The sequence below is a fragment of the Cytophagaceae bacterium genome, assembly GCA_016722655.1.
Taxonomy (GTDB): Bacteria; Bacteroidota; Bacteroidia; order Cytophagales; family Spirosomataceae; genus Leadbetterella.
Genome location: JADKIR010000005.1, coordinates 114,072 through 127,483 on the forward strand (window position 1 = coordinate 114,072; position 13,412 = coordinate 127,483).

Genomic DNA, 13,412 nt, shown 5'->3' on the forward strand with positions numbered 1-13,412 from the left:
AAAATTATTTAAAGAAATGGCACATAAGAAAGGAGTCGGTAGTTCGAAAAACGGTCGCGAGTCGGAAAGTAAGAGGTTAGGTGTGAAATTGTATGGTGGTCAAGTGGCCATTTCAGGCAATATTTTGGTGCGTCAGCGTGGCACTAAACACAATCCTGGTCAAAACGTAGGTCTTGGTCGTGATCATACTTTGTTCGCTTTGAAAGACGGTATCGTTACCTTCAAGAAAGGTCGCAACGGGAAATCTTTCGTACATATTTTGCCTCAGGTTACTGAAGCTTAATTTTCCTAAGATTATTTTTGAAAAGGAGGCTTTTGTCTCCTTTTTTTTGTTTAAAAAAACTTAAAAGCAAAAACTATTGTTGAATTTGCAAAAGGAAATAAGATGCTTAAAAGAAATACGATGATTTATACTGAGTTGAGTCCAAATCCCAACTCCATGAAGTTTGTACTCAATTATGAAATTGTTCCAGAGGGACTTTCATTTGACTATCCTGATATGAAATCAGCATTGGAGGAATCTAAAGCTTCGCCGCTTGCCGCTGATTTTTTCCAGTTTCCTTTTGTACAAAGGGTTTTTATAAGCTCCAACTTCATTACTTTAACCAAAGACACTGAAACCGAATGGGACGAAGTGGTATTTGACCTGAAAAAGTTTCTAAAAATATATTTTGACGAAAATCAGCCTGTTTTTGCTCAGAAAACTATTGACTCCAACACACTTATAGTCAATGCGAGTGATGGTCCTGTAATTGCCAAAATTAAGGCTACACTAGATCAATATGTAAGACCGGCTGTTGAATCAGACGGAGGTGCTATAAACTTCTCCTCTTTTGATGAAGAGTCAGGACTGGTAAAGGTATTTCTTCAGGGCTCTTGTAGTGGTTGTCCTTCGGCCACAATTACTTTAAAATCAGGTATTGAAAGGCTTTTAACTTCTATGATTCCAGAAGTAAAACTGGTGGAAGCGGAAGGAATCTAAACCAGGTTTTTCAAAGTGGTTTTCATGGCATCTATTTGCCTTTTCTTTTGAAGAATCACAGGTGCGGCAACTCTTTCTTTGCAATCAAAAATTGAACATTTTTCGCAAGTCTGATTTACTTTCACTTTTTGAATCGCCGGGTCATCGATAAATTTGATAATATTTCTTAAATCGTCATCGATTTCAAAACCAATACTGACACTCACATTAGTATTTTCGATGATATTTAATGGTCGTGCAATGGAAATAATAAAATATTGGTTTCCGGCATCTGCATAATCCGAAATCTGGGTCTGGACCAAAGTTGTAGGCTTACTATTCTTTTTGTTTTGAAGAGTACTCAATTCATCCAGAATTTTCAACGATACCCACCTTCTGCAATAGTTTTCACTACGATTTTCTTGGGGGTCATGAAGCTTTGATAAATGCAACTCTTTGGTCAAAACATAATTTTTGGTATTGGCAGGAGCTTCAAATCTTAGGAAAAATAGTTTGTCAAATTTGAAATTTTGAGGCAAAAGACTGAAAATCCTGTGAATTAGCGTTTCAGGCGTAGTCTGATATTTTTGAATTAAATTTTTAATCTGTTTTTCGGAAAAAATACTCTCTTCAAAAATTGCTTGTAGATCGTTGACCAATGGAGCTTTTTTTAACAAAATGGCACCGGCAAAATAAGAAGCCTGGAAATTGTTAAAAACTTCTTCAAATGAATGAACTTCAACCCAGGAAGAGGTCATTGGACGGTCTTTGAGATTCATAAATAGAAATCCCAATTCACGTGCAAGAGTAAAAGCCCGTTGGTCTGAACTTATTCTTTTGTTTAACAATAGTTTTTTTGACTTAGGAACAAATACTGACCGAATCGAAGCTAGAGAGGGATATTGTGTTTCGTCAAAAAACTCTATTCTAATATTATAATGCTCTAATAAATAATTACTTAAATAAAATTCATCAATTTGAGAATTGCCTGAAAGCTTGTTTTCTGCAATGAATTTTTCAGCAATTTCTTCTAAATCAGGAAAATAGTTGTTGTGCATTTCGAGATATGAACGAAGAACCGCAAAATAAAACTGTTCCACACTCATGGAATAACTCCTTCCAATTTTGATAACGGTGTTTATAAAAGCACTCAATTTTGTAGGTGCATCCGCAAGCATTTCCAGCAGATTTGCCGGGTCAATTCCAAAAAAATCAAAGGGTATTTCAGTAAGAAAATTAGAATTCAACAAAGTAGAAATTGGATCCAGCTTTTTGCTCAGCTTCAAAGACACCAGATTGTCGTATTCTACCTGCAGGGCATCGGAAAGGGCGTAAATCTTATCGGCTTTGGGATATTTTTTTCCTTTTTCGATTTCATTAATGTACGACATCGAAAGCCCTGAAATATTAGAAAGCTCCTGTAAAGACAATCCTTTTTCTTGCCTGAGTTGTTTTAATTTCAGGCCAAAAATAAGTTTAATGTGATCTGTGCTTAGACTCATAATTCAGGGCAAATCAGGTTATGGATTTAAAGGTAGAAAAAAGCAATATAAAACCCAATTAAGAGGATTAAAATGTATGGTAAGCGTAATTTATTATGAAGAAATCAATATTAATTTGTACTTTCCGAAAATTCCATATTAAGCTCAGTGCCTACACCACTTAAAAAGTTTCCGGTTGAGGCTTGTAATGTAAGTTTTCCTTTTTGTAATAATACGATTTTAAATTTACCCTGAAAACCTACAATATTGATATCCAATACTTTTTCATTATCTACCAAACTCCAAGTACCACGGTTTATTATGGTTTTCGAAACTTTTTCTATAGCTCTGGTTTCCTGGTTATCTCGGAATTCAAAAAGCATTTGGTAAAGTACAATTGCAGAAGCATTAAGACTGCCATCACTAATTGTTTTACCGGAAACGTCTGTGTATCGGTCTAATTTCCAGGCATTTCTGCTTAAAAGTTCTGAAGTCGTAAGATTATCTTCAGGTTTAACTTTATCCTTATTACACGACACAAAAACCAAAAGAAGGCTTAAAACAATAAACAGATTTCTCATATTTCACGTATTTTTGCAAATATCAATTGCCCGATGACAGGTACAAAGTTAAGCAACATTTTCTTTAAAAAGGGAGTTTTAGGCTCTGTACTGTTAATTCTAACGGTAAATTTTTACGTTTATTCTCAAAGTTGTGCCCAGGAATTAGATTTTGATTTTAAACCCTCATTAGTTGGGGTCAACTGGGGACAATTCCCAGAATTCACTTTGCCTTTTAAAGTGGTTTACAGTGGAGCCGGTTGGAATGAAAACTACGGGTTGCAGGTGAAAAGGGGCTTTTCTCATTTTTCAAATCCAACTAATTTCTCCCGGATACCCTCCGGAAATCGGGCTCTGATGTTTTACAATCTTTCTGAAGCTTCTCCTTTACCTCCATGGCATTTGGAGAAAAATCCTTGGGGCAACGACCTCCCATCTTTACAAAGATATTGGGATAGCAGAATTGCTGATTTTAAGAAATTAACAAGTGGAAGTGATTTTGTGGATACTGATCTGGTGATATTTGATATTGAAAGGCAAATTAAAGCCGATGATTCCATTCTTGTTTTAAAAAAATCTCCTTTTACGCCTGCAGAAATTAAAAGCTTGAGTAACGAACAGTTTATTTTGGCATATAAAAAAGAATTACAAAAATTATACAGTTCGTCATACGATTATTTCAAAACCAATGCTCATCCTACCGCAAGCTTATTTAGTAGCTATACAGATAGCCCAATTTTGAATACTTTTACGAATATTCAGGGCCGAACATGGGAGCAATGGAAAACTCAGAAATCAGCAATAAATTATATATGCCTGGATTTTGATAAACAAATCGTAGGAGGTAGCTTTTACAATCATCAGTCTTTTTTGACGCCCTCTGCTTATTTTTATTACGATTATCCACATCCTTTTGCTGCTGAATATTTGTCATATTTATTGTTTCAGATAGAAGCCAATCGGGCATGGTCAGATAAAGAACAGATGCTTTTTGTGTGGCAGAGGTATAGTTTTAATCCAGATTATGTGAAAAAAAACATTAAACCATGGATGGCAGAAGCGATGGCAATATTTCCATTTATGGCAGGGGCAAAAGGTATTTTTTTCTGGGAAGACCCTTCTGATTTGAATGAAAAATCAAACTTTTCTAATTATGAGTATTTTACAAAAGGCTTATACCGGCTATCAAAATTTAAGGAGGTTTTTGATGGTGATTATAAAATTATTGAGGAGTATTCGGCACGAGATTATAATGAAAACAAAAAACCGGTTTGGAGAGGTATTCAAAATGGAAATCAACTACTGGTAGCGGCACAAAATCCTTATGCAAAATCAGAAAATGAATCGGTAGAGTTTACCATAAAAAATGGAAATTGGTCAAAAAATATTACATTGAAAGGCTATGAAATATTCCTATGTAAGTATGACTTATCACTTCCAACTGCTACTACAAAAGATTCTCATGATATTTTAATTTTTCCTAATCCTGCTAGTAATGAATTGAAAATCAAAGGTTTGTGTAAGATAGGAGCAGGCGGATCTATTAAAATAACAGATTCTAAAGGCAATACTATCATTTCAAAAGAACTGAGAATAAATGAGGATGGTTATGTTCATATTACAGGTCTTTCAGGATTGGTACCCGGAAATTATCAGGTTTTGATTTCTTCAGGAACCCTAATCCAAAGCCGGAAATTATTAATCAATGAATAAACTAGCCCAAGAAACCAGCCCATATTTACTTCAGCACAAAGACAACCCGGTAGATTGGTTTCCTTGGGGCGATGAGGCCTTAAATAAAGCCCAAACTGAGGATAAACCTATCATTTTAAGCATCGGATACAGCAGTTGTCACTGGTGCCACGTGATGGAACATGAGTGTTTTGAAGATTTTGAAGTGGCCGAGATCATGAATCATTATTTTGTTTGTATCAAACTTGATCGTGAAGAAAGACCCGATATTGATGCCATTTATATGGATGCCTTGCAAAACATGGGGTTGAGAGGTGGCTGGCCATTAAATGTTTTCCTGATGCCAGATACCAAACCTTTTTATGGGGGTACCTACTTTCCAAAAAAAAATTGGATCAACCTGTTGCTAAGTGTGGTTAACTCTTTTAAAACACAAAGAGAAAAGTTGCAGGAATCTGCTGATGGATTTGCCAGATCGTTGAATATTAAAGATTCAGAAAAGTATTTTTTTGGACAAGAAATACAGGAAATTGCCTTTTCAGGGGATGAAATAAATCAAATATTAAATAAGATTCAGGAATCTTATGATACCATTGATGGTGGGATGAAACGTTCTCCAAAATTTCCAATGCCTACAATCTGGAAAATGTTATTGGATGCAATAGCATACTTTCCGAATGAAAAACACATAAATCAATTAAAATTAACCATTGAGAGAATAATACTCGGAGGAATTTTTGACCATATTTCGGGTGGGTGGTGTCGGTACTCAACCGATGATAAATGGAAAATCCCTCACTTTGAAAAAATGCTCTATGACAACGGTCAACTGCTTTCACTAACCGCCCGGGCCAATTTATATTTTAAAGAGAATATAGGATTTAAACAGTTGACTGATTGGGCTTTAAGTTCTACGGTGGCCTGGCTAGAGCACGAAATGTCATCAGCTGTCGGTGGCTTTTTTGCGGCCCTTGATGCTGATTCTGAGGGAGAAGAAGGGAAATACTACGTGTGGGAGGAAAAAGAAATAAAAGAAGCTCTCGCTGAAAAATCAGATTATTTTATCCAAACTTACAAAGTAACTGCACAGGGAAATTGGGAGGAAAATAAGAATATTTTACATTTGGAAAATTACCCCGAAAATTTTCCAACTTTAGTCGAATCACATAAAATCCTGAAAAATAAATTATTAAATAGGGTTCGACCTGGCTTAGATAATAAAATTCTGTGTGGATGGAACGCACTGGTATTAAATGGCTTAGTTGAAACTTTACGATTTACAGATGTGGTTTTTCCAATTGACATTGTAAAAAATGGGTTCGAATTTTTTGAAAATAATTTCATGGTAAAACATGGAGATTTATTAAGACTCAAACATCAGGCTGGTCATAAAGATAATCTGGCATTTTTGGAAGATTACTCCTCAACAATTGCCGCTTTTATCAATTACTATCAATATTGTTTTGAGGAGAAATATTTAAACTATTCCCTACAATTGACTGATTACCTGATAGATAATTTTTATGATGATTCAGAAAATCTGTTTTATTTTACAGATAAAAATGCTGAAAAATTAATTGCACGTAAAAAGGAAATCTTTGATAATGTGATACCTTCATCAAATTCTATGATGGCACATAATCTTAATTTATTAGGCCGAATTTTTGAAAAAGAAAGCTTTCTGGAAATTTCTGAGACGATGTTTAAAAAAGTAAAACCTTTGTTGATTCAAGACCCTCAATGGTTGTCAAACTGGGTGGCTTTGGGCATGTATTTTTCCGCTCAAAAGCATGATATTGTCGTGGTTGGGCCTGATTATAAAAATATCTTGAAAGAATTACAAAAAGCCAGATTTTTGCCGAATGCTATATTTTTTGGAACAAATCAAACCTCTAATTTACCGGCTTTTGAAGGAAGATTACTGAATGATAATCAGACAAGAATTTACATTTGCATCGACAAAACCTGTCTTTTACCGCTCACTAATCTTAATGAGGCTATCGAAATATTGAAACAATGAGTAGTACCCTTCAAATAAGTTATATCAATGAAAAGGCATTGAATATTTGCTTTGGGGAGGGGATTTGTACTGAAATTAACCAAAAAGTTCTATCATTTTTTAGTTTTCTAAAAATTAAAAATCATCCCGAAATCATTGACCTTGTACCCACCTACAATACTTTAGGCATTTATTTTTCAGAGAATTTTATCGGAAACTTCGAGAGCACCATCCTGCATCTCCATTCAGAATTCATTGAAAATGGTTTAACTGAAAAAAATAATGAAGAAGAATTATTTGAGATTCTTGTTTCTTATATTGGAGTTGATTTGGAAAATGTGGCCAAATTTTGCAATTTGGAAATTTCTGAAGTCATAAAAATACATTCTGAACCAATTTACACTGTTGCAATGATTGGATTTTTACCGGGTTTTCCTTATTTAATGGGGCTTGATAGCCGACTTTTCATACCAAGAAAAAATACCCCGGAATTAATCGTAAAAAAAGGTAGTGTTGCAATAGGAGGGATTCAGACGGGGATTTATCCCCAGGATAGCCCAGGTGGATGGCATATTATTGGCACAACAGAACAGGAATTGTTTTTTCCAGATTCTCCGCAAAAATCCTATTTAAAACCGGGAGACAAAATTCGATTTATTCCTATTAAAATATGAAAATTGTAAAATCCGGAATATTGGCCTCAATTCAAAGCAAGCCGAATTTTGGGCATCAATGGGTGGGTATCTCTCCAAGTGGTGCTGCGGATTTATTTTCATTTAAAATATTAAATCTAATTCTAGGAAATCAACCTGATGAACCGTGTATTGAATTTCATTTTCCAGCGATAATGGTTCAATTTGAAGAAGATTGTACTTTTGGTATTTCAGGAGCAGATTTTAGCCCATTTTTGGATACAAAACCTTTTAGTAATCTTGAAATAATTTTTGCAAAAAAGGGCCAAGTCTTGAGTTTTAGGCAGTGGAAATCGGGGTTTCGGGCATATTTTAGCGTAAAAGGTGGTTTTGAAAGCAATCTTTCAGATATTATTCCAGGAAAAATAATTTCGCCAGGGATTAATATTTCTTTAAAATCTAAAACTTTTCATTTTAACAAAATTGGTTTAAACAACCGGTTTTTTGAGGAGAAAATTAAGACCATAACGATTAGATTTGTTCCTGGAAATGAATATTTTGAGTTGGATGATTCTTCTTGCCAAATCATAAATAATGAAAGTTTTGAGATGAGTAAGAATTCCAACCGAATGGGAATTCGACTTATGGGTTCAAATTTAAAGCTTCAAAAATATAAAGAAATTATTTCAAATCCGGTTTCCAAGGGTACAATCCAATTATTGCCCGATGGCGGATTAGTGGTTTTGATGTCTGATGGTCAGGTGACAGGTGGCTATCCGAGATTGGGCTTTGTTTCGTCAATAGATATTGATGTCTTGGCTCAAAAATCGCCAGGAGAGCAGGTGTTTTTTAAAGCAATAACTTTGGAGGAATCCCGCCAATTGATTTTGGAGAGAAATATATTTTTTAAAAAACTTGGGGCGGCAATTAATTTGAAAATTAAAACAAATGCTTGAATTAAACTGTGATATGGGCGAAATAGAAGTTTTCATGAAAAATGGTCATGATGCTTCGCTTATGCCTTATTTGGATTCGGTAAATATTGCGTGTGGTTTTCATGCGGGATCAGAAAAACAGATGCGATATACCATAGAAAAGGCATTGAAGCATAATTTGAAAATTGGAGCTCATCCTGGTTTCAATGATTCTCCTAATTTTGGAAGGAAGGAAATATTATTGAGTCACAAAGAGATTAAAAATTTGATTACTATTCAATTATTTATTTTGTCAGAAATCGCTGAGGAGTTTTCTGTAAAATTAAATCATGTAAAACCTCATGGTGCCTTATATAATATTTCTGCAAAAAATCATGAATACGCCAATGCAATTGCTGAAGCGGTTTTCGGGTTTTCTGAGGACTTGATTTTGGTGGGACTTTCAGGTAGTAAAAGTATAGAAGAAGCACAAAAAATTGGCTTAAAAACAATGAATGAGGTATTTGCCGACAGATATTATAGGACGGACCAAAGTCTCGCAGCCCGTACTGGCGGCGGAGTAATTGAAGATTTAAATCTAATTGAGCTACAGGTAGAATCTTTTCTTGAAAATAGGCCGGTAAAAACAATAGAAGGAACTAATATTCAACTAAATGCTGAAACAATTTGCATCCACAGTGATACGCCAAATGCATTAAAAATCGCTCAAAACGTATCCGAAAAAGTGAGATTATTTTACCAATCTACCACTTAAAGTAAGTAAGTCCAATTCTGAAATTTTCACATTGTATTGGGCACTTACAAGTCTGTTCATCACGGTGTTATATCGGGTCTGGGCATCATTTAGCTCAAGAATAGTTGAAGAACCGAGTTTGAATTTTTCCAATGAAATTTCGAGATTTTCTTCGGCAACATTTCTGTTTAACTCTTCCAGTGACAATATCTCCTTATCGTTTTCATATTGTTGATAGGCAGAAGTCAGGTCATTTTCAATCCGATTGAAAAGGTCTTCTTCCTGAATTCTAAGTATTTCTCCGTTGATTTTGGTGGTTTGAATATTACGTTTTATCGTGCCACCATCAAAAACTCTCCAGGTAGCACTAACCCCGGCGTTGAGACCAATAGATTGGTTAAAAGTAATTAAACCGGCGTTGTTTGAGTTAAAATTGTAACCAAAAGAGCTATTCAAATTTATCCTTGGCTTTCTGAATGATTCACTTTCTTTTTGTGTAAGTAAGTTTATTTCTTCAGACTTTTTAATATTTAAAAATTCCGGATTTTGACTTCTTGCTTCGTCAATCAAATCTTTCAAACTGTAAGAAAAACCTTTAAACCCATCTTTTTCAACTTCAAATTCAATTGCCGGACTTCGTCCCAACAGACCATTTAACTTAATCTTTGAATTTTTCAATTGATTTTCAGTATTTACGAGATTGGTTTGTTGAATACTGATATCGGCTTTTGATTGGAGGTAATCCAGTTTTGAACCCCGGCCAATCTGCCAGCGTTCCTCAGTTATTTTCAGCCTTTCGTCATAATACTTCATTATCTCTTTCAGATATGCCAATGTCCCTTCCAAACGCTGAATATCGTAATACACCAGCATAACATTTGAGAGTGTATTTTGTATCATTGTTTGATTTTGGACTTTTGCCTGCTGACCCTGAGTTTTTAGTTTTTCAAAAGTAGCCTGCATTTTTTTTCCATCATAAAGCGTGTAACTCAATGCTAGATTCGTATTTGGGGTTATTGATCTACCAAATCGATTTATGACTCTGCCATCAATAAAGTTTTGATGTACCTGGTTAAATGATGAACTTAAACTTGTATTCCAGTCAATTGTAGGAACCATGCCCGCATTGGCTTTAAATATTTGGTTTTCAACAAGCTCAATTTGTTTTTTTGAGGCCTTTAAACCATAATTATTTTCTAAGGCAATATTTTGAGCTTCAGAAAGAGACAATACTTTTTGACTGAAACCAGTTAAACTTATTATGGCAAAAACTGTGGTTAATAATTTTCTAAATTTCATTTACAATTTTAATTTTAAAAAAAAAAAGCATTTTTACTCATGAGCCATCTCTTCAATGGCTTTCATTCTTTCAAAATTCTTTTCTTTACTTAAATAAATATATATGGCTGGAATCACATAAAGCGTAAGAATCAAAGAAACCAATAAACCTCCAATAACTACAATTCCCATTGAGCGGCGACTGGCACCTGCAGAGCCCAAAGCCAACGCTATCGGCAATGCACCAAATGTTGTAGCCAATGTTGTCATTAATATAGGACGAAGACGCATTGAAGCAGCTTCAATGGCGGCTTTGGGTTTGGTATAACCTTTTTCTCTTAATTGATTTGCAAATTCTACGATTAAAATTCCATTTTTTGTTACTAATCCTATCAGCATAATCATTCCTATCTGACTAAAAATGTTTAAAGTCTGATCAAAAAACCAAAGTGAGATTACTGCACCAGCTATGGCCAAAGGCACCGTAAACATGATTATAAGGGGATCGACGAAACTTTCAAATTGAGCTGCTAAAATCAGGAATACAAGTATAAGAGCCAATCCAAAAGAAAACATTGTATTGGAAGAACTCTCTGCAAAGTCCCTTGATGAGCCCGTAAGTACTGTTCTGATGGTTTCATCGTTGAGTTTATCTCTGATCTCATCCATGGCTTTAATACCATCAGCAATAGTTTTCCCGGGTGCAAGGCCGGCTGATACCGTGGCACTCATATAACGATCGTAATGGTACAATTGTGGCGGACTACTGTTTTCTTCAACTTTTACGATATTATCGAGTTGAACCAATTCGCCCCGACTGTTTTTTACATACATACTTTTGAGGTCAAAAGGCTCATTTCGGTCTTTTCTGTCAAATTGCCCAATTACCTGATATTGACGACCATTCATGGTGAAATATGAGAATCTTTGTCCGGCGAAGGCCAGCTGCATGGTTTGTGCCACGTCTGCCACGGCTACCCCTAAGCTTTTTGATTTTTCTCTATCAATTATTATTGAAAGCTCAGGTTTTGAAAATTTTAAGTTTACATCTGAAATCATGAAAGTTGGGTTTTTCTGAACCTCATCCATAAATTTTGGTAAATATTCTCTAAGTTTTTTGAAATTAGGAGCCTGAATTACATATCCAACAGGCAAACCCCCTCTTTTATTAACTGCAATCGTTTGCTGTTGGTTTACGAATGCTCTGCCATCGGAAATTTTCCTCAAAATATTCGTCATGTTGTCACTTACTTCCATTTGTGACTTGGTTCTTTCATTTTTTGGATAAAGTGAAATCCGGCCAAAACCAGTATTTGCACCACCAGAACCTCCAAATGAAGGAGCAGTAACGGTCATGACTCCATTTACTTCAGGAATAGAGTCATTAATCATCTTTTCAGCTTTCTGAATGTAATTATCCATGTAGTCGTAAGATGAACCCTCAGGGCCGGAAAACTGAACCTGTAAACTGCTGCGGTCGTCAAGGGGTGCAAGCTCTGAGTTTAGTTTCCCCCAAAAAATATAAACCATCAAAAATATCACAGCCATGATAGGCATCACAATCCATTTTTTTGCAACAAAATTTACCAAACTACTGTGGTAGCTACTTTCTAATTTTTGGAAAAATGGCTCAGTAACCACATAAAATCTTGATTTTTTGGCTGTTTTTCTATTCAAGTAAGCATTTAACATGGGAGTTAATGTCAGGGATACAAATGCCGAAATTAAAACAGCACTCGAAAGAACAATTCCAAATTCACGGAAAAGTCGACCAACAAATCCTTCCATAAATATTACAGGCAAGAATACAGCTGCAAGTGTTATTGAAGTTGAAATAACTGCAAAGAATATCTCATTGGCACCTTTTACAGACGCCTCGATAGGATTCATTCCTTCTTCTATTTTCTTGAAAATATTTTCTGTGACCACAATTCCGTCATCCACCACCAGACCAGTTGCGAGCACAATGGCTAAAAGCGTTAGGACATTGATTGAAAAACCAAAAAGGTACATAATGAAAAAAGTACCAACAAGTGAGACAGGGATGTCAATCAGAGGCCTCACAGCGATTATCCAGTCTCTGAAGAAAAGAAATATAATAATCACTACCAGAATGACCGCAATAATCAGAGTTTCGGCTACTTCTTCAACAGATTGTTTTACAAAAGTGGTATAGTCAATAATAGTCCCTAATTTCAGATCAGGGGGAAGAGTTTTTTCAATTTCAGTTTTCCTTTTATTTACTTCTTTGGCAATATCAAGAAAATTGGCACCAGGCTGTGGTTGTACTGCAATTCCACACATTGGAACGCCGTTCCATCTTAATATTGTTTCCTGATTTTCAGCACCAATCTGGGCATATCCAATGTCTTTAAGCCTTACTATTTGCTCTCCAACATTTTTTACAATCATATTGTTAAAATCTTCCTCATTGGTAAACCTACCTATGGTTTTTACCACTAATTCGGTATTGTTACCTTGCAATTTACCTGATGGAAGTTCAACGTTCTCTCTATCCAGAGCCGACTTTACATCCTGAGTAGTTACGCCCATCGAAACCATTCTCTCCGGATCCATCCAGATTCTCATTGAGTATCTTTTGAAGCCCCAAATCCTAATTTCACTTACACCTTCGATAGTTTCCAAACGAGGTGAAACTACGTTTTCTGCAAAATCAGATACTTCCAGAATACTTCTTGAGTTACTATTTAAAGAAAGAGAAATAATTGTTTCAGCATTGGCATCGGCTTTCCTTACGGTTGGTAAGCCGTCTAGGTCTTTGGGAAGCAAAAAAACTGCCTGCGATACTTTATCTCTAACATCATTAGTGGCTTTCTCCATATCCACTCCGAGATTAAACTCGATTGTGATATTAGAAGAACCCTGATTAGATGAAGAACTTACTGATCTAATACCTTCGACACTGTTCAGTGCTTTTTCGAGAGGTTCGGTGATCTGAGATTCTATAATATCCGCATTTGCTCCGGGGTAATTTGCCCCAACATTAACAATAGGCGGATCAATAGATGGGAACTCCCGCACTCCAAGAAACTGAAAACCAATGAACCCGAAAAGCAAAATAAGCAGGTTCATTACAATGGCCAAAACTGGCCTCTTGATAGATAAGGTTGATAATGACAT

The 13,412-nt window shown here is 35.5% G+C and carries 11 protein-coding genes; 7 read left to right on the forward strand and 4 right to left on the reverse strand.

From position 1 onward, the window contains the following. Nucleotides 1–16: 16 nt before the first annotated feature. Nucleotides 17–283: a 50S ribosomal protein L27 gene (gene rpmA, locus IPP61_16260; GenBank protein ID MBL0326704.1), complete on the forward strand. Its 267-nt coding sequence runs from the start codon at nucleotides 17–19 to the stop codon at nucleotides 281–283. A 102-nt stretch (nucleotides 284–385) separates the two neighbouring features. Further along, nucleotides 386–982, forward strand: coding sequence for a NifU family protein (locus tag IPP61_16265; GenBank protein MBL0326705.1), 597 nt, complete (start codon nucleotides 386–388; stop codon nucleotides 980–982). On the opposite strand, the gene IPP61_16270 is transcribed toward IPP61_16265, so the two are convergent. Both IPP61_16270 and IPP61_16275 read right to left on the reverse strand, forming a co-directional pair. Beyond that, nucleotides 979–2,463, reverse strand: a complete 1,485-nt coding sequence (locus tag IPP61_16270; protein MBL0326706.1) for a helix-turn-helix domain-containing protein — start codon at nucleotides 2,461–2,463, stop codon at nucleotides 979–981. The two genes, IPP61_16265 and IPP61_16270, sit on opposite strands and share 4 nt — an antisense overlap. Nucleotides 2,464–2,573: 110 nt before the next feature. Continuing rightward, nucleotides 2,574–3,023, reverse strand: a complete 450-nt coding sequence (locus IPP61_16275) for a hypothetical protein (protein ID MBL0326707.1) — start codon at nucleotides 3,021–3,023, stop codon at nucleotides 2,574–2,576. A gap of 33 nt (nucleotides 3,024–3,056) precedes the next feature. On the opposite strand from IPP61_16275, the gene IPP61_16280 reads away from it, so the two are divergent. The 5 genes from IPP61_16280 to IPP61_16300 are packed head-to-tail and all read left to right on the forward strand — an operon-like array spanning nucleotide 3,057 to nucleotide 9,014. After that, complete coding sequence (locus IPP61_16280) at nucleotides 3,057–4,715, forward strand: T9SS type A sorting domain-containing protein (GenBank protein MBL0326708.1); 1,659 nt, start codon at nucleotides 3,057–3,059, stop codon at nucleotides 4,713–4,715. Then, complete coding sequence (locus IPP61_16285; GenBank protein MBL0326709.1) at nucleotides 4,708–6,714, forward strand: thioredoxin domain-containing protein; 2,007 nt, start codon at nucleotides 4,708–4,710, stop codon at nucleotides 6,712–6,714. Before IPP61_16280 ends, IPP61_16285 begins: the two co-directional genes overlap by 8 nt. Beyond that, nucleotides 6,711–7,367, forward strand: a complete 657-nt coding sequence (pxpB, locus tag IPP61_16290) for a 5-oxoprolinase subunit PxpB (GenBank protein ID MBL0326710.1) — start codon at nucleotides 6,711–6,713, stop codon at nucleotides 7,365–7,367. The genes IPP61_16285 and pxpB overlap by 4 nt, the downstream gene beginning before the upstream one ends. Beyond that, nucleotides 7,364–8,281, forward strand: coding sequence for a biotin-dependent carboxyltransferase family protein (locus IPP61_16295; protein MBL0326711.1), 918 nt, complete (start codon nucleotides 7,364–7,366; stop codon nucleotides 8,279–8,281). Before pxpB ends, IPP61_16295 begins: the two co-directional genes overlap by 4 nt. Beyond that, nucleotides 8,274–9,014 (forward strand): LamB/YcsF family protein, encoded by a 741-nt coding sequence (locus tag IPP61_16300; GenBank protein ID MBL0326712.1) that lies wholly within the window; start codon nucleotides 8,274–8,276, stop codon nucleotides 9,012–9,014. Before IPP61_16295 ends, IPP61_16300 begins: the two co-directional genes overlap by 8 nt. On the opposite strand, the gene IPP61_16305 is transcribed toward IPP61_16300, so the two are convergent. Together IPP61_16305 and IPP61_16310 are read right to left on the reverse strand one after the other, a co-directional pair. Then, the gene (locus IPP61_16305; GenBank protein MBL0326713.1) at nucleotides 8,991–10,292 is read right to left on the reverse strand and encodes a TolC family protein; all 1,302 of its coding nucleotides are present in this window, start codon (nucleotides 10,290–10,292) and stop codon (nucleotides 8,991–8,993) included. The genes IPP61_16300 and IPP61_16305 overlap by 24 nt on opposite strands. Before the next feature lie 33 nt (nucleotides 10,293–10,325). Next, the gene (locus IPP61_16310; GenBank protein MBL0326714.1) at nucleotides 10,326–13,412 is read right to left on the reverse strand and encodes an efflux RND transporter permease subunit; all 3,087 of its coding nucleotides are present in this window, start codon (nucleotides 13,410–13,412) and stop codon (nucleotides 10,326–10,328) included.